Origin of the sequence: Streptomyces sp. NPDC093221, assembly GCF_044753885.1 — a bacterium.
Lineage (GTDB): Bacteria > Actinomycetota > Actinomycetes > Streptomycetales > Streptomycetaceae > Actinacidiphila.
In genome coordinates this window covers 412,061-428,696 of sequence record NZ_JBIVOA010000001.1, presented here as the reverse complement: position 1 = coordinate 428,696, position 16,636 = coordinate 412,061, and the positions used below count along the sequence as shown (strand labels likewise).

Annotated in this window: 13 protein-coding genes; 8 read left to right on the top strand and 5 right to left on the bottom strand. The window is 71.6% G+C overall.

Annotated features, from left to right (window positions below):
• Positions 1-2 precede the first annotated feature (2 nt).
• The 5 genes from ACIQCJ_RS01890 to ACIQCJ_RS01870 are packed head-to-tail and all read right to left on the bottom strand — an operon-like array spanning position 3 to position 5,197.
• Complete coding sequence (locus tag ACIQCJ_RS01890; RefSeq protein ID WP_355335829.1) at positions 3-827, bottom strand: ATP-binding cassette domain-containing protein; 825 nt, start codon at positions 825-827, stop codon at positions 3-5.
• Positions 824-1,720 carry an ATP-binding cassette domain-containing protein gene (locus ACIQCJ_RS01885; protein WP_402710393.1) on the bottom strand — a complete coding sequence of 299 codons (897 nt, stop codon included), beginning with the start codon at positions 1,718-1,720 and terminating at the stop codon, positions 824-826. The genes ACIQCJ_RS01890 and ACIQCJ_RS01885 overlap by 4 nt, the downstream gene beginning before the upstream one ends.
• Positions 1,717-2,625, bottom strand: a complete 909-nt coding sequence (locus ACIQCJ_RS01880; RefSeq protein WP_402710391.1) for an ABC transporter permease — start codon at positions 2,623-2,625, stop codon at positions 1,717-1,719. Before ACIQCJ_RS01880 ends, ACIQCJ_RS01885 begins: the two co-directional genes overlap by 4 nt.
• Positions 2,622-3,626 (bottom strand): ABC transporter permease, encoded by a 1,005-nt coding sequence (locus tag ACIQCJ_RS01875; RefSeq protein WP_355335820.1) that lies wholly within the window; start codon positions 3,624-3,626, stop codon positions 2,622-2,624. Before ACIQCJ_RS01875 ends, ACIQCJ_RS01880 begins: the two co-directional genes overlap by 4 nt.
• The gene (locus ACIQCJ_RS01870; RefSeq protein WP_401850989.1) at positions 3,623-5,197 is read right to left on the bottom strand and encodes an ABC transporter substrate-binding protein; all 1,575 of its coding nucleotides are present in this window, start codon (positions 5,195-5,197) and stop codon (positions 3,623-3,625) included. The genes ACIQCJ_RS01875 and ACIQCJ_RS01870 overlap by 4 nt, the downstream gene beginning before the upstream one ends.
• 54 nt (positions 5,198-5,251) lie before the next feature.
• On the opposite strand from ACIQCJ_RS01870, the gene ACIQCJ_RS01865 reads away from it, so the two are divergent.
• The 8 genes from ACIQCJ_RS01865 to ACIQCJ_RS01830 all read left to right on the top strand — a co-directional run bounded on the left by ACIQCJ_RS01865 (position 5,252) and on the right by ACIQCJ_RS01830 (position 16,541).
• The gene (locus ACIQCJ_RS01865) at positions 5,252-6,172 is read left to right on the top strand and encodes an IclR family transcriptional regulator (RefSeq protein WP_355335815.1); all 921 of its coding nucleotides are present in this window, start codon (positions 5,252-5,254) and stop codon (positions 6,170-6,172) included.
• Between the two features lie 104 nt (positions 6,173-6,276).
• Positions 6,277-7,287: a serine hydrolase domain-containing protein gene (locus tag ACIQCJ_RS01860; RefSeq protein ID WP_402710846.1), complete on the top strand. Its 1,011-nt coding sequence runs from the start codon at positions 6,277-6,279 to the stop codon at positions 7,285-7,287.
• A 122-nt stretch (positions 7,288-7,409) separates the two neighbouring features.
• Positions 7,410-7,925: a hypothetical protein gene (locus ACIQCJ_RS01855; protein WP_402710390.1), complete on the top strand. Its 516-nt coding sequence runs from the start codon at positions 7,410-7,412 to the stop codon at positions 7,923-7,925.
• Positions 7,926-8,024: 99 nt separating this feature from the next.
• A complete protein-coding gene (locus tag ACIQCJ_RS01850; RefSeq protein WP_355336418.1) occupies positions 8,025-8,594 on the top strand; it encodes a SigE family RNA polymerase sigma factor in 570 nt (189 codons plus the stop codon).
• The gene (locus tag ACIQCJ_RS01845; protein WP_401718370.1) at positions 8,591-9,094 is read left to right on the top strand and encodes a hypothetical protein; all 504 of its coding nucleotides are present in this window, start codon (positions 8,591-8,593) and stop codon (positions 9,092-9,094) included. The genes ACIQCJ_RS01850 and ACIQCJ_RS01845 overlap by 4 nt, the downstream gene beginning before the upstream one ends.
• 233 nt (positions 9,095-9,327) lie before the next feature.
• The gene (locus ACIQCJ_RS01840; protein ID WP_402710389.1) at positions 9,328-13,917 is read left to right on the top strand and encodes a DUF6531 domain-containing protein; all 4,590 of its coding nucleotides are present in this window, start codon (positions 9,328-9,330) and stop codon (positions 13,915-13,917) included.
• A gap of 115 nt (positions 13,918-14,032) precedes the next feature.
• Positions 14,033-14,278, top strand: a complete 246-nt coding sequence (locus ACIQCJ_RS01835) for a hypothetical protein (RefSeq protein WP_402710388.1) — start codon at positions 14,033-14,035, stop codon at positions 14,276-14,278.
• 463 nt (positions 14,279-14,741) lie between these two features.
• The gene (locus ACIQCJ_RS01830; protein WP_402710387.1) at positions 14,742-16,541 is read left to right on the top strand and encodes a choice-of-anchor P family protein; all 1,800 of its coding nucleotides are present in this window, start codon (positions 14,742-14,744) and stop codon (positions 16,539-16,541) included.
• Positions 16,542-16,636 lie beyond the last annotated feature (95 nt).

Here is a 16,636-nt window from a genome sequence, read left to right as displayed (position 1 = left end):
CTCTAGACCGCCTCCGTACGGGGGCGGGACCGCGTACGGCGGGCGCGGCGCGGGTCGGGTACGGGCACGGCGTCCAGCAGCTGCCGGGTGTACGGGTGCTGCGGATCGCCGAAAACATCGGCCGCGGCGCCGACCTCCACCAGCTTGCCGTGCCGCATGACGGCGACCCGGTCGGCCACCTGCCGGACGACGGCGAGGTTGTGCGAGACGAAGACATAGGTGAGGCCGAGCCGCTGTTGCAGCTCCGCCAGGAGGTCGAGCACCTGCGCCTGCACGGAGACGTCGAGCGCGCTGGTGGGTTCGTCGAGCACCACGAGCCTCGGTTCGAGGGCGAGCGCGCGGGCGATCGACACGCGCTGGCGCTGACCGCCGGAGAACTCGTGCGGGTAGCGGTCCTGGATCGTCGCGGGCAGGCCCACCGACTCCAGCAGCTCGCCCACGCGTTCGCGGGTACGTGCCCGGCCGCGTCTGCCGCGGGCGTCCGGATCGTGGGTGATCAGCGGTTCGGCGACGATGTCGGAGATCCGCATGCGCGGGTTCATGCTGGAGTACGGGTCCTGGAGGACGACCTGCATCTGGCGCCGTACGGATCGCAGTTGGGCCGGGGAGAGGGCGGCGAGATCCTGGCCGTCGAACCGGACGCTTCCGGCGGTCGGCTCCATCAGCCGGAGCAGCAGCCGGGTCAGGGTGGTCTTGCCGCAGCCCGACTCGCCCACCAGGGCGAGGGTTTCGCCCTCGGTCACGGTCAAGGACACGTCGTCGACCGCCACATGGACCGGCCTGCCGCCGAACTCCTTGCGCAGTCCGTCGAGTTCGAGCAGCGTCATGCCGACTCCAATCGTGGGGTGGCGTCCAGCAGCCGCCGTGTGTAGTCCTCGGCGGGGTGGTCGAAGACGTCCATGACGTCCCCGCTCTCCACGACCCGGCCCGCGTTCATGACCACGACCCGGTCGGCCGTCTCCGCGACGACTCCGAGGTCGTGGGTGATCAGCACGACGGCCATGCCGTGCTGTTCCTGGAGTGCGACGAGCAGGTCGAGGATCTGCCGCTGCACGGTGACGTCGAGCGCGGTGGTCGGCTCGTCGGCGATGAGCACGCGCGGCCGTCCGACCAGCGCCGTCGCGATCATCACGCGCTGGCGCAGGCCGCCGGACATCTCGTGCGGATACTGCCGGTAGCGCCGCTCGGGGTCGGGGATGCCGACCTCGTCCAGCGCGGCGACGGCCGCCTCCTTGGCCTCGGCGCGGGAGACGCCCCTGTGGTGCCTGAGCACTTCGGCGACCTGGGCGCCGACCCGCTGGAGCGGGTCGAGGCTGGTCATCGGGTCCTGGAAGATCATGGCGATGTCGTGGCCGCGGACCGCGCGGAGTTCCTTCTCGCCCACGGCGAGCAGGTCGCGTCCCCCGAAGCGGATCTCGCCGCCCGCGTACACGCACGGCGGCTCGGGGTTGAGGCGGAGCACCGACAGCGCGGTGGCCGTCTTGCCGCTGCCCGACTCCCCCACCACGGCGAGGGTTTCGCCCGCGCCGACCTGGAGGCTGACGCCCTGGACGGCGTGCACGGTGGAGCTGTCGAGCCTGAAGTCGACGCTCAGATCGGTGATTTCGAGAACGGGTTCGGGGCGGGCGGGTGCGACCCCGGCCCGTGTCGTGCGGTCGGTCGGCCTCGTAGGGTCGCTCGGCCTCGTGCGGTCGGTCGGCCTCGTGCGGTCGGTTGTCATCGGCGGTACGCCTTCGGGTCCGCGACGTCGCGCAGGGCGTCGCCGGTGATGTTGACGGCGAGCGAGGTGACCATCAGGGCGATGCCCGGGAACACCGCGACCCACCAGGAGGTGCCGAGGTAGAGCTGGCCGTCGGCGAGCATCGAGCCCCAGGTGACGGTCTCCTTGGGCACGCCGAGTCCGAGATAGCTCAGCGACGCCTCGGCGACGATGGCCGCCGCGATGTGCAGCGTGCCGATGGTGGCCAGCGGCGCCATCACGTTGGGCAGCAGGTGGCGGCGCATGATCGCGCCGTCGGTGACACCGATCGCGCGGGCCTCGGTGATGAAGTCGCGCGAGCGCAGCGACATCACCTCGGAGCGCACGACGCGGGCGTACGAGACCCAGCCGGTGAAGCCGAGCACGAGGATCACGTACCAGAGCCCGGAGCCGAGGAAACCGACGACGGCCAGGGCCAGCAGGATGGAGGGGAAGGCCAGTTGGACGTCGGCGAGCCGCATGAGCACGCGGTCGAGCCAGCCGCCGAAGTAGCCGGAGGCGAGTCCGACGGCGGTTCCGATCACTCCGGCGAGCAGCGCCGCGCCCGCGCCGACCAGCAGCGAGATCCGGGTGCCGTAGATGACGCGGGAGAGCATGTCGCGGCCGAGCTGGTCGGTGCCGAGCAGATGGGCGCCGCTGCCCCCGGACTGCCAGGCGGGCGGCTTCAGCCGGAGCAGCAGGTCCTGGGCGTTGGGGTCGTGCGGGGCGATCAGCGGTGCGAAGACCGCGAAGACCAGCATGACCGTGAGTACGGCGAGCGCGACGACGGCGAGCTTGTTGCGCAGCAGGGTCCGCAGGGCGGCGGTGCGCGGGCCGGGCCCCGCCGTCGTCGCCGGTGCGGCGACGGCCGGTGATGTGACGGTCATCGGGACGTCCTCACCCTCGGGTCGAGGAAGCTGTAGGAGAGGTCGACGAGCAGGTTCACCACGACGAAGGTGGCGGCGAAGAACAGCACGGTGGCCTGGACGAGCGGGAAGTCGCGGTGCGAGATGGCCTCGATCGTCAGCTGTCCGACGCCGGGCCAGGAGAAGACCTGTTCGGTGAGGATCGCGCCGCCCAGCAGGCTGCCGACCTCCAGGCCGACCACGGTCACCACCGGCAGCGACGCGTTGCGCAGGCCGTGGGTGAGCACCACCTTGACCGGGCCGAAGCCCTTGGCGCGGGCGGTGCGGATGTGGTCGGAGGACAGGACGTCGATCAGCGAGGAGCGCAGCAGCCGCGCGACGACGGCGACGGAGTACACGGCCAGGGTGACCGCGGGCAGCACGAGGTTGGCGAACGTGCCGTAGCCGGAGGCGGGCAGCGCGTGCAGTCCGACGGCGAAGACCAGGATCAGCAGGATGCCGACCCAGAACGGCGGGGTCGACTGGCCGAGCAGCACGCCGGTCATCACGGTGCGGTCGGAGGCCCGGCCGCGGCGCATCGCCGCGAAGATGCCCGCGGGGACCGCGACGACGAGCGTCACCACCAGTGCGGCGGCGGCCAGTTGGAGCGTGGCGGGCAGCCGGTCGGCGAGCACGGTGCGTACCGGCTCGTTGTAGAAGAGGGAGTTGCCGAAGTCCAGGCGCGGCAGCCCCCACAGGAAGTCGAGGTACTGGGTGAACAGCGGCCGGTCCAGGCCCAACGACCCGCGCAGTACGGCTTCTTGCTGGGCCGTCGCGTCGGGCGGCAGCAGCAGCTTGACGGGGTCGCCGGAGAGCCGGACGAGGAAGAACGAGACGGTCGCCGTGCAGAGCAGGACCAGCAGCGCGGTGCCGAGCCTGAGCAGGACGGTGCGCAGCAGCCGCAGTCCCGCGCGGTCGCGGGTGCGTTCCCGCGGCTCGCCGTCGGCGGCGGACGGCCGCCGCTGGAGGGAGATGTCGGTCATCGGGAGACCTCCGCGCTCGACATGTCGAGGACGCCTGCGGGGCCCGGCTTCCAACGCGGCCGTCGGTTGCGGGCGTAGATGTTGTCGAGCTGGTAGAGGAAGACGAACGGCGCTTCTTGCTGCATCAGCCGTTGCAGGTCGGCGAACGCCTTGGTGCGCTTGGCGGGATCGACGGAGAGTTCCTCGATGTCGACGAGGCGGTCCGCCTCCTTCGAGTGCCAGCGGCTCTGCCTGCGGTCGCTGCGGACGTTCGACTGGATCATGCTCTCGCCGTCCAGCGTCCAGATGGTGCTGGCGGCCAGGTACATCGGGCCGAGCGCCGAGTGGTTGGTGGAGGTGAGCCGGCTGGCGTACGTGCCGGGGTCGAGAAGGCTGACCTTGGCGCGTACACCGGCCTTGGAGAGGAGTCCGGACAGCGCCTCGGCGACGTTGGAGTCGTTGTTGGAGGCGGTGAGCGTGGTGCTGAAGCCGTGCGGGTATCCGGCGTCGGCGAGCAGCGCGCGGGCGGTCTCCACCGAGCGGGTGAACGGCTTGACCGAGGGGTCGAAGCCGAAGGCGCCGTGCGGGATCATCGCGGGCACCTCGCGCGCCTTGCCGCCGAGCACCGCCTTGATCAACAGGGGTACGTCGATGGCGTGGTTGAGGGCCTGGCGCACCCGCCGGTCGCTGAGCGGCCCCTTCTCCAGGGTGTTCAGGGACAGGTACGAGGTGCGGATGCCGGTGTAGGCGTCCAGGGTGACGCCGGGGTAGCCGTCGAGCTGCTGCGCGGCGTCGGGGGTGAGTCCGGCGACGAGGTCGACGCCGCCGCTCTGGAGTGCGGCGAGCGAGGACGAGGCGTTGGGCGCCGGACGGAAGACCAGTTCGTCCACGTGCGGGCGGCCTGACCAGTGCTTCGGGTAGGCCCGCATGCGCAGTTCGTGGTCGCGCTGCCAACTGACGAACGTGAAGGGCCCGGTGCCGACGGGGTGGGCCGCGAAGCCCCGGTCGCCGACCTCCGCGAGGTAGCGCGGCGGCACGACGACGCCGCCGAACAGGGAGAGTTTGTCGGGCAGGATCGGGTCGTGCAGCGTGGTGTGGACGTCGATGGTGAGCGGGTCGACCACCGAGACGCTCTTCACGTACCGCAGTTCGACGATCGGTGACTTGGTCTTGGGGTCGAGCAGCCGCTCGATGGAGAACTTGACCGCCGCCGCGTCGCACACCTCGCCGTTGTGGAACGTCACGCCGGGGCGGAGCGTGAACCGCCAGGTGCGCTCGTCGCGCGCCGTCCACGTCAGCGCGAGCCGCGGGTGGAGGGTGTTGTCCTGCCCGCGGGTGGTGAGGGTGTCGAACATGTTGATCAGGGCGTTCATCGAGACCATGTCGCCCTGCTTCTGCGGGTCCATGGTCACCGGGTCCCCCGGCTGCGAGACCCGCAGGACGTTGCCCGCGCCGCTCGCCGGGTTGGCGCCGCATCCCGTCAGCAGCCCGGGCGCGGCGATGGCCGGCACGAGCAGGCCGCCGAGGCGCAGGACGTCGCGGCGGCGCGGACGGCTGCGGTCCACGGCCCGCCCTTGACGTATTCGTTCCATTGAACAACACATCCGTTCCGGCAGATGGAATGCGGTTGGGTTAAGCTAAGCGACATGTCGAAAGCGGTCAACACCCGAGCCAGCGAGCAAGAGCCCGCGAAGGGTCCCGTCGACAAGGCGATGGAGGTGCTCGAAGCGCTCGTACAGACCGGTGGCCCGCACCGGTTGGGCGATCTCGCACGACGCACAGGACTGACCAAACCGACCGTCCACCGCCATCTGAGAACGCTGGCCGAGTACGGCTTCGCCCAGCCCGCCGAGGGCGGCAGCTACCGCGCCGGACCCCGGCTGCTCGGGCTCGCCGCCGCCGCGCTGCACGACAGCCGCGACCTCGCGCTCGCCCGCCCGGTCCTGGCCGACCTGCGGCGGCGCACCGGACTGCTCGCGCAGTACGCCGTACGCCACGGCGACGAGGCCGTCCTGCTGGCGGAGTCCGAGCCCGCCAGCGAGTACCGGATGAGCGGGCGGCCGGGCGGCCGGGTCCCGCTGCACAGCAGCGGGGTGGGGCTCGCGATGCTCTCCGCGCTGCCGCCGCACGAGACGGCGGCGCTGCTGGACGCCGGGCCGCTGGCCGCGCGCACCCCGCGCACCCTCACCGAGGCCGCGGAGCTGCGCGCGCTGCTGCGGGACGCGGCGAGCACCGGTTACGCCGTGGACGACGAGTACGACGAGCCGGACGTACGGTCGGTGGCCGCGCCGGTCCTCGACGGCGAGGGGCGGGTGGTGGGCGCGATCGGCGTGCGCGGCCTGACCTTCACGCTGGACGAGCGGAGTGTGGAGATGTTCGGTCCGATGGTGCGGGCGGCGGCGCGGACGGTGTCGGGGGGGCTGGGCGGTGTGGGCGGCCCGGGTCGCGTGGGCGGCTCGGGCGGTGTGTCGGGCAGGGGCCCGGTCGGCGCGGCGGGAGGCATCTTGGGCAGCGTGCCCGCGACGCCGTTTCTTGTAGTGGACACCGAGGCGGGTGAGCTGGCGTGAGCGGGGTCGGGGACGAGTTCGGGGGCGGGGCTGACGCCGGAGTCGGGAGCGGGGCTGGGGTCGGGAGCGCGCTCGGGGCTGGCGTCGGGAGCGCGCTCGGGGAGATCGTCGCCGCCGGGCGTACGCGCCGCGCGTACTCGGGCGCCGCCTGGTCCGTCGGTACGGCGGCGGGTCCGCTGGACCGCGGCTGGACCGGCACCCGCGCCTGGGACGGACCCGCCCTCACCGGCGACGAATTGTGGGACCTGGCGTCGGTGACGAAACCCGTCGTCGGCCTCGCCGTGATGGCCCTGGTCGACCGCGGGGCGGTGGACCTCGCGGGCACCGTCGGACGGTATCTTCCGGCCTACCGGGGCGGCGACAAGGCGGACCTCACCGTACGGCAACTGCTCACGCACACCTCGGGGTTGCCGGGCCAGGTCCAGCTCTACCGCGAACACCCCACGCGCGAGGCCCTGTTGGAGGCGCTGCGCCTCCTGCCGCCGCGCTCGGCGCCCGACACCCGGGTCGAGTACTCCTCCCAGGGCTTCATCCTGCTCGGCCTCATCGCCGAGAGCGCGGCGGGCGAACCGCTGGACGCACTCGTGGAGCAACTGGTCTGCGCGCCGCTCGGGTTGAAGGACACCGGCTTCAACCCGGACGAGGCGGGCCGCGCGCGGGCCGTCGCCACCGAGGACTGCCCCTGGCGCGGACGCGTGGTGGCGGGCGAGGTGCACGACGAGAACGCCGTGGTCATGGGCGGAGTCGGCGGCCACGCCGGGCTGTTCGCCCCTCTCGCGGACGTGGAACGGCTCGGCCGGTCGCTCGCGGGCGGCGCGCGCGAACTGCTGCGCCCCGAGACCTTCGTCGAGATGACGGCCCCCCACACCGACCACCTCGCCCTGCGCCGCGGCCTCGCCTGGCAGGGCCAGGACCCGGTCGGCTCCCCCGTAGGCCCCTCCCCCGGCCCCGACTCCTTCGGCCACACCGGCTTCACCGGCACCAGCCTCTGGATCGACCCCGCCACCGCCCGCTACGCCGTCCTCCTCACCAACCGCGTCCACCCCTCCCGCACCGCCGACGGCATCACCGCCGTCCGCCACGCCTTCCACACGGCGGCGGCCACTGTGGAGTGACGGGCCGTCAACTCCTTGGACGGCAGGCGCGATACGGACGGGCGGCGGGATACCGACGGCCAACGGGTCCTGTCCCGGCGTCCCCTGGCGCCGCCGTCACGCGATGGCCCAAGGTGGCCCGCATGGACTGGTTGCCACTGCTCTCCACCCTGGCCGGCGCCGCGATCGGCATCGTCGCCACCCTCATAGCCGACCGGAACCGCTGGAAGCGCGAGGACGACAAAGAAGCCCTCCGGCTGCGGCTGGACATCTACACGCAGTACACCAGCACCGTGAAAGTGCTCGGCGAGACCCTGCGGGCCCTGGCCGGACGGGACCACCCCTCCGACGACGCACGGGCGTTCGCGCTGCGCGAAGCCTTCCGGGAATCAGGCATCGCCACCGCCTCGGAACGCATGTGGCTCATCGCACCCGAACCCGTCGTCAAAGCCTCCAACAACGTCTTCCACTGCCTGCGCCGCATCTGCGACGGCTACGCCGCCGGCACCGCCCTCGGCAGCACCGAAGACCGCGCCCGCTGGGAAGCACGCGGCAAAGCCGCCGCCGACATGCGCAAACTCATGCGCGAGGACCTCCGCGTCGGCCCCCTTACCGAACGCCACACCAACACCCTCGACACCGACACCCCCACCACGTAGGACCCACACGCCTGTGGTCCAGGTCACACCGGGGCCGTGCAGCAGACGGGGGCGCTTCCACGTCAAGGAGGGGTGACAGGAAGGGAGGAGCGTGTGGATCTGGAACTGGCAACCGAGCGGATACCGCGTACGGAACTGAGCGGGCCCGAGCCGGTGGAGAACGACTTCCACGCCTTCGTCGTCGCCCGGTCGGCCGTACTGTTCCACGGCGCGCTCGTCTTGACGGGAGACCGGCAGACGGCGGAGGACCTGGTCCAGGAGACTCTGGAACGGGCGTGCCGCAAGTGGCGCACCATCGCCGCCAAGGACTCCCCGGACGCGTACGTACGGCGGATCATGGTGAATCTGGCCAACGACAGATGGCGCAGATTCCGCCGTACGGTCCCGTATCAGGACGGCGTCGACAGGGCCGCTCCGGGGGACCAGTACGGACAGGTGGACACCCGGGACCAGTTGGTCCGCGCTCTTCAGGGTCTGCCGATGCGCATGCGGACGGTCGTGGTGCTGCGGTATTTCCACGACCTGTCGGACGCCCAGATCGCAGCCGATCTGGGGATCTCGCTGAGCACCGTACGGTCCCAGCTCACTCGCGGAATCGACAAGCTCAGAGGCCGGTTCCCCGCGCCCTCCGCCCCTTCGCCGCCGCAGCCCACGGAAGGAACACGATGACGTCACACGGTTCGCGGCCTTCCGGCTGCACGGGTTACACACCCTTCGAGCAGGAACTGGTGAACTCCATGAACGACTTCGTCAACGGCGCCGAGGCGCCGCACTTCGACACCGCGGCGATCGCGCGCGGGGCCCGTCGCAAGCGGGCCACGGCCATCGCCGGTATCGCCACCGCCCTCGTCGTGGCCGGCACCGGCACCGCCCTGGCCATCGGTACCACCGGCGGCTCGCACGACTCGCGGCCCGCCGCCCACACGTCCGCCACGACCGACAAGAACCGCACCACCGTGCAGTACGGCGAGATCCCCATCCAACTGGCGGGCTTCACGCTCGACTTGGCCAGGCCCGTCCTGGTGGACAAGGCCCAGCTCAAGATCGGCCGGGTCATCAAGGTGGCCTCCCCCGGCTGCAAGCCGGGCACCGTCATCGCCGTCTCCCCGCACGCCCCGACCGTCGTCCACAAGGGCGACACCGTCAATCTGACCCTCTGCGCAGGATGATCTGACGGATCATCACAGGGGTGGTGGCCCCGCCGATACCGGGGCCACCACCCCTGCCCCATGCTACGGAGCGACCGGCTCGGGCCGGGGCGCCGGGAACTATGAGTTGCCCGTGGGACGTCGGAGTGAGCAGGGGCGTCTTTCGAGGGCTGTGGGCCGTTGGAAGGATGGGGGCGTTCGCCGAGGCTGATGGGGGTGCTGGCGGGGTGACGGGGCGTCCGACGGATTGGGATGTGCTGGATCTGGACCGGGATCCGGTGCCGGGTGATCCGTTCGAGGTGAGGGAACTCGCGCGGAAGCTGGGGGATTTCGCCGATGATGTCGCCTCGGCGCTGCGGTCGGTGCGGGGTCTGAGCGGTGACACCGTCGTCCAGGAGTGGGCGGGGCTGTCGGGGGACGCGTACCGGCGGCAGTTCGGGGATCTGCCCGGTGAGCTGGACAAGCTGGAGCGGTCCTACCGCCTCGCGTCGGGGGCCCTGGATGATTACTGGCCGAAGCTGGAGACCGCGCAGGGGGACGCGGACCGGGCGCTGGCGCAGGGGCGCACCGCCCGCCAGGAACTGGACACCGCGCAAAGCCAGTTGACGAACGCTGATGCGTGGGTGAAGCGGGCGCAGGACAAGTCGACGTCCTACCAGGAGGACCCGAAGCCGGACGTGCCGCCGCCGTCGGCGGAGGAGGTGCGTGCGGCGGCCCGTAATGCCACGGACGCTAACAGCGCCCACACCACCGCCTCCACCGCCGTCCACAGCGCGCAGGCCAAACTCGACGCGGCCAAGCAACTGGCCGCCGACGCGGCCCAGCTCAGGGACGACGCGGCGTCCACAGCCCAGCACGCGCTGCACGAAGCGAGCGACGCGGGGATCAGGAACAAGCACTGGTGGGAGAAGGCGGTCGACTGGGTCGCGGACCACTGGGACGACATCATCGCGGTCTGCAAGGTGATCGTCGCGGTCCTGGGCATCGTCGTCCTGATCATCGGCGGCCCCCTGGCGTGGCTGGTCCTGGCCGCCGCCGTCCTGGTCCTGGCCGACACCGTCATGAAATACCTACAAGGCAAAGCCAGCCTCTGGGACGTGCTGTTCGCGGCCCTGGACTGCATCCCGATGTTCAAGGGCCTCACCACCGCCGGCGGCCTGTTGAAGATGGCCCGCGAACTCCCCGCCCTCCTCAAATCCGGCAAGGCCCTGGAGAACATCGCGAACAGCGTCCGCAAGGGCGCGGGAGCGATACGGGACGCCGGCCGCACTATCAAGGGCCTGTTCACCTCGGGCGACCCCATCGACATGGCCACCGGTGAGATGGTCATGTCCGCCACCGACGTACATCTGCCCGGCATCCTCCCGCTGTTGCTGGAGCGCGCCCATCGCACCGGGTTCCGCGGCGGCCGGTGGTTCGGGCCGACCTGGGCGTCCACGCTGGACCAGCGGCTGGTCCTGGACGACCAGGGCGTGCGGTTCACCACCGCCGACGGCATGGTCCTGCACTACCCGGTACCTGAGCCCGGCCACCCACTGCTCCCCGTCGAGGGCCCGCGCTGGCCCCTGACCTGGGACGGCACCCCCGGCAGCACCATGACCGTCGCCCAGCCCGACACCGGTCGAACCCTGCACTTCCGGGCGCAGCCGCGCGGGGGGCTGGCCCTGGCGGAGATCACCGACCGCAACGCCAACAGGATCGTGATCACGTACGACGACCTCGGCGCCCCCGTCGACGTCACCCACAGCGGCGGCTACCGCGTCGCCGTCAGCACCGCGGACGGCCGGATCACCGCCCTCCACCTGGCTTCCGCCGATGACCGGCCCGCCCTGTGCGCGTTCGGCTACACCGACGGCCACCTCACCGCCGTCACCGACTCCTCCGGCGTGCCCCTGACCTTCGGCTACGACGACCGGGGCCGCATCACCCGCTGGCAGGACCGCAACGACACCTGGTACACGTACGCCTACGACGACCAGGGCCGCTGCGTCCGCACCGGGGGAACCGACGGCGTCCTCGCCTACAGCTATGTCTACGACAGCGCGCCGGGGACGACGGTGGCCACCGATTCGGTCGGCGCCACGACGACCTACGAGTTCAACGTCGCTCGCCAACTGATCCGGCAGACCGATCACTTCGGGCACAGCACGACATCGGCGTGGGACCGCTACGACCGGCTGCTGAGCCGTACGGATCCGCTGGGACGCACGACGCGCTACACGTACGACGGCCTGGGCCACTGCACCGGCATCACCTATCCGGACGGCGCCGTCGCACGGATCGAGTACGACGACCTCGGATTTCCCGTACGGGCCGTCGATCCGGACGGGGCGCGGGTCGGCCAGCGGTTCGACGCGCACGGGAATCTGCTGGACACCACGGACGCGGCCGGTGCGACGACCGCGTACACGTACGACGACCGCGGCGCGCTGACGTCGGTCACCGACGCTCTCGGCGCGACCCGGCGCATACGGACCGACGCGGCCGGGCTGCCCGTGGCGGTCGTGGACCCCGACGGCGGGGAATCCGCGTACGTCCGTGACGCCTTCGGCCGTGTCGCGGAGGTCACCGATCACACGGGACAGTCCGTCAGGACCGGCTGGTCGTCCGAGGGCCGGCCGCTGTGGCGGAGGCGGCCGGACGGTTCGGCGGAGGAGTGGGAGTACGACGCCGAGGGCGACCTTGTCGCCTACCGCGATCCGGCGGGCGGTGTGCACCGCTTCACGATGACGCACTTCGGTCTCCCGGCCGAGCGGACCGCACCCGACGGATCACGTCTGCGCTACACCTACGACACCGAGCTGCGACTGACCGAGGTGCGCGACGACGACGGTCTGACCTGGTCGTACACCTACGACGCCGTGGGCAACCTGGTCAGTGAGACCGACTTCAACGGGCGTACGCGCACGCACCGTTACGACGCCGCGCGGCAGCTCATCGGCAGTGTCGACGCCCACGGGGGTACGACCGGCTACGAGCGGGACGCGGGCGGACGAGTGACCAGGATGGTCACGCCCGACGGCGACGCGGTCTTCGCCTACTCGGCCACCGGTCGCATGCTGCGCGCCGAAAACGCCTCCGCCGTCGTGGAGTTCACCTACGACGAGGGCGGTCGGCTCGTCGCCGAGAGCTGCGACGGGCTGGTCATGACCAGCCGCTACGACGCGATGGGACGCCGGATCGGCCGCCGGACTCCCTCGGGCGTCGAGAGTGCGTGGACCTACGACGAGGGCAACCGACCGGTGGGCCTGCGGATGGGCGACCAGTCGCTCCAGTTCACCTACGACCGCGACGGCCGGGAGACCGAGCGGCGGTTGGGGCAGACGGCCCGGCTGCGGCAGAGCTGGGACCCGGTCGGCCGCCTGACGGTCCAGTCCCTCGTGGACGAGGCGAGCGGGCGCCCGGTCCAGGAGCGCAGGTACCGCTACCGGCCCGACGGATATCCGACGGAGATAGCCGAACTCGTCGGCGGCACGCACCGGTTCACGCTCGATGCCGCCGGGCGGATCACTGACGTCGACACCGGTGATCCCCGCGGTGCCGGGCCGGACGACCGGCGTCCGCCGCTTCCTGAGGTGTCGGGATCGCGGGTGCTGCGTTCCGGCCGCGTCCGCTACACGTACGACGAGCGGGGCCGCGTCGCCGTCAAGACCCGGATGCTGCTGTCCGGCGGTCGGCTGCGCTGGACCTTCGGGTGGGACGCGGAGGACCGGCTCCGGTCGGTCACCAACCCGGACGGCAGTGTCGCCGCGTACGCCTACGACGCGCTGGGACGCCGTACGTCCAAGAAGCTGGTGACGGCGGACGGCAGTGCGGCCGGGGAAGTCCGGTTCGCCTGGGACGGAGAGGTCCTCGCGGAGCAGGTGCGCGTCCCGGCCGCGCCGGCGGACACCGTGGTCACCGGGTCCCAGGAAGCGGTCACCACCTGGGAGTGCCTGCTGGGAGAGGGCCCGCGCGCGGTCGCGCAGGTGCACAGCAGGCGTACGGCCGAGGCGGTGGCGGACCTGCCGCAGGAAGAGATCGACCGCCGGTTCCTCGCCGTCATCACGGACCTGGCCGGTGCTCCCACCGAACTCGTCGGTCCTGAAGGCGCCGTCGCCTGGCGGCGACGCGGTCATCCGTGGCTGCCGGAGACCACGCGGACGGCGGAAGAGGAAACCGCGGCTGCCGCGTCGGAGACGGCCGCAGGGGACCCGGTCGACTGCCCGCTGCGCAGTCCGGGCCGCTACCACGACCCCGAGACCGGCCTCGACTACAACTACCACCGCTACTTCGACCCCGAGACCGGACGCTACCTGAGCCCCGATCCGCTCGGTCTGGCTCCGGGGCCCGACGACTACGCCGATGTCATCAACCCCACGGTGCTGGCCGATCCGCTCGGCCTCTCACCCTGTTCCTCGTTGATCAACGTGTTCCGGGGCCCGTCGCAGGGCCTTCCCGGCGGCCAGCTCGGTGCGCCCATCAGCATCCGGCAGTTGCGCATGGCGCTGGGCAAGGCGGACATGTCCGTGAGCCACTACGACATCGTGCACGTTCCCGAGATCCACACGCCGACCGGACTCGGTTTCGGCAACAGCCCGCACCTGGTGTCCGGCACACCCCAACTCGGGCCCCGGGGGCTGCCGTTGATCCAGATCTCCGACCTGGGTCTGCGCAGCATGGACGAGGGCGTCGCCACCGTCTTCCACGAGATCTACCACCATCAGCAGTTCCGGCTGTCGCTCAATTCGAAGCCGCTGTGGGGCGAGACCGTCGCGCCCAGTCATATCTGGGGCGGCACGGAGGACGCGGCGGAGGAATACGGCCAACGTATGCTGTCGCTGTTCAAGTCCAGGACAGGCTGACGAGGGGCGAGCGGTGCGGGAATTCGATGCGGAGCAGGTCCAGCAGCTACTGGCCGGCCCGAGATTCGTCGATGAACCCGGTGAGCGCGCCTGCCCGGCATGCGGAGCCGTCGCGGTGCGAACGTACGTCTACCGGCGGGTGGGACCCCACCGCACCGTACGCATCACCTACATGTGGTGCGCGTCCTGTCGGCGCCACAAAGGATGGACGGGCCCCGACGCCGGGCCGAGCTTCGATGACCCGCTCCTCCAACTCCCCGAAGCGGCGCGCGACATCCTCCTGAAGGACTTGGAATCGCTCTTCGCCAAGCTCGACGCGCTCTGGGATGCCGGAGACCTGCCCCAGCACTTCGGCGACTGACCGCTCGCGGAACACGGGGCCGGGCGTTGGAGAGGCCGATCCACGGGGGCGACCGGCGTCGGCCGGTGCCGGGCGGCGGGCCCGTCCCGCCGCGTTGGTCCGCGCTGACCGAGCGTGTCGCACGGTCAGCCGGCTGGTATCCGGGACGCGCGGTGCCGGTCGGGCGGATTGGCGGAGGTGCTGCGCCCGCCTGTGCCGTCCGGCGGACCGCGTGACCGCCGGGAAACGGCTCGGCAAACCTCCCGAATCGGTCGGCCGGGCACAGACCGGGGGCTTGCGGCAGTACGCACCGGCTTGTGCGGCGTACGGGACCTCGTGTGCATCAAGCGGGGCGGCGCGCGCCGATGTGCGCAGGGGCGGGGGGCGGGGAGGGTGACCGCAGACGCGCAACGCGTCGGCACGGCGGGCCTGTTGACGAGCGATCGGACGGCGCACCGGCGTGCCCGTACGAAGGAGATTGTCGATGAGAGGCTTCGGCCTGGCAGATACCGGTATCGACGGAAGACGGCGCGGCGAAGGGAGCGGCGGGGCCAGTGGCCGGGCGGACCGGCGGTGGCGCAGGCGGGTGGCCACGGCGCTGTTAGGGGTGACCGTGCTGGCCACGGGATCGCTGGTCGCGGGCGGCCCGGCGCAGGCGAACACGCCCGGTCAGCCCGGTACGCCGAGCGCGCCGACGAGCGTGTTCACGGAGGACTTCGAGAACGGTCAGGGCCCGGCGGTGACGACGCTGCCGGACTACACGGGCGCGGCGCCGCTGGCGGAGACGTACACCGCCGATCCGGCGTGGCTGACCTCCTGCAACGGTCTGCTCGTCTCGCAGCAGGGCCCCGCGAGTCCCCCGCCGGGCGTCAACTGCGGCGGCTTCTGGAACGCGAACAAGCAGATGGCCGTCGCGCTGGGCACGTGGGCGGGCGGCAACGCGTCCACCAACCACTCGCTCACCGCCTACACCTCGGGCGATCCGGGCGCCGGGCGCACCGAGTTGGAGACCGTACGGCCGATCCCGCTGAGCGCGAACCACCGGTTCCTGACCTTCTCGGTGGACGCGGCGGCCCAGAACTGCTTCGCCAGCCACCCCCTGCTCGCCTTCTACCTGCTCGACGGCGGCACCGCGCGCGCCGCGTTCACCTCCCCCATCGACCCGTGCCAGAACCCCGGTTCGGTGATCGGCGGCACCTCGGTGGGTACGTACGCCAGCAACGGCTCGGTGCTGTTCAGCGGCGACTCGGCCGGTATCCGGCTGGTCAACGAGCAGGCCAGCGGCAACGGCAACGACGGCGCGATCGACAACGTCCGTCTGCTGGACGCCACTCCGCAGCTCGACCAGGGCTTCGCACCGGCGCACCTGCCCGTGGGCGCGCCCACCACCCTGACCTTCACCGTCACCAACACCAGTGAGCTGGCCGCCAAGAACGGCTGGTCCTTCGGCGCCCAACTCCCCGACGGGCTGCGGCTGGACGGCAGCAGCGCGACCACCGACTGCGGTACGGGAACGGCCACCGCGAACGCGGCGGACGGCACGGTGACCGTGAGCGGTGACCTCGCCGCCGGTCAGCAGTCCTGCACCGCGACCGTCAAGCTCACCTCCAACGACGGTGGCACGTACCAGATCTGCGGCTCGTCGATCACCGCCCCGGTCGGCGTCGACCTGCCGGGCTGCGCCTCGGTGACCTTCACCGCGCCCGTCTTCGACGCCCGCGCGCACGGAGTACGGCTCACCTCGCCGCTGCTCGACATCGGGCCGCTGGCACCGTCCGCCCACTCCTGCACGCCGCTGCCCGGCAGCGACAGCCACTCCGTGGTGAGCGCCGGGCTCGGCACCGTCGGCAACCTCGGTGTCCTGACCACCGACGCCTCGGGGACCGTCGACAGCGACGGGACCCGTACGGCCGCGGCCCACGCCCAGACCACCGGCGTCAATCTCCTCGGCGGCCTGATCACCGCCGACCTCGTCGGCACCTCGGCCCGGGCACGGCAGTCCCTCACCGACACCGGGCCGGGACCGGTCTCCTCGACCGGCTCGACCGTCCTGACCAACCTCCGCGTCGCCGGTGTCACCGTCGCCGCCAACGCCGCGCCCAACACCACCATCGCCCTGCCGCTCGTCGGCTCCCTCGTCATCAATCAGCAGACGACCGTCGCCGGAGGCAAGGGCATCACCGTCACCGCCCTCTCCCTGACTCTCCTCACCGGCGTCCACGTCACGATCGCCCAGAGCACCGCCGCCCTCCTCACCTCCACCGACCCCTGCCCCGCCACCTGACCCGACCCAACCCGACCCACCCGCCCTGCCCGGGGCCGCGCGGACACCCCCGGGCAGGGCGGCTCCGCGCCGAGAGAAGGCCCCCGGACCGGACC

Excerpts from the sequence above, each read along its gene's own strand:
- ACIQCJ_RS01865 (WP_355335815.1), top strand. The coding sequence starts at position 5,252 with ATGTCGAAAGCGGTCAACACCCGAGCCAGCGAGCAAGAGCCCGCGAAG.
- ACIQCJ_RS01880 (WP_402710391.1), bottom strand. The coding sequence starts at position 2,625 with ATGACCGTCACATCACCGGCCGTCGCCGCACCGGCGACGACGGCGGGG.
- ACIQCJ_RS01855 (WP_402710390.1), top strand. The coding sequence starts at position 7,410 with ATGGACTGGTTGCCACTGCTCTCCACCCTGGCCGGCGCCGCGATCGGC.
- ACIQCJ_RS01890 (WP_355335829.1), bottom strand. The coding sequence starts at position 827 with ATGACGCTGCTCGAACTCGACGGACTGCGCAAGGAGTTCGGCGGCAGG.
- ACIQCJ_RS01875 (WP_355335820.1), bottom strand. The coding sequence starts at position 3,626 with ATGACCGACATCTCCCTCCAGCGGCGGCCGTCCGCCGCCGACGGCGAG.
- ACIQCJ_RS01845 (WP_401718370.1), top strand. The coding sequence starts at position 8,591 with ATGACGTCACACGGTTCGCGGCCTTCCGGCTGCACGGGTTACACACCC.
- ACIQCJ_RS01830 (WP_402710387.1), top strand. The coding sequence starts at position 14,742 with ATGAGAGGCTTCGGCCTGGCAGATACCGGTATCGACGGAAGACGGCGC.
- ACIQCJ_RS01885 (WP_402710393.1), bottom strand. The coding sequence starts at position 1,720 with ATGACAACCGACCGCACGAGGCCGACCGACCGCACGAGGCCGAGCGAC.
- ACIQCJ_RS01870 (WP_401850989.1), bottom strand. The coding sequence starts at position 5,197 with ATGGAACGAATACGTCAAGGGCGGGCCGTGGACCGCAGCCGTCCGCGC.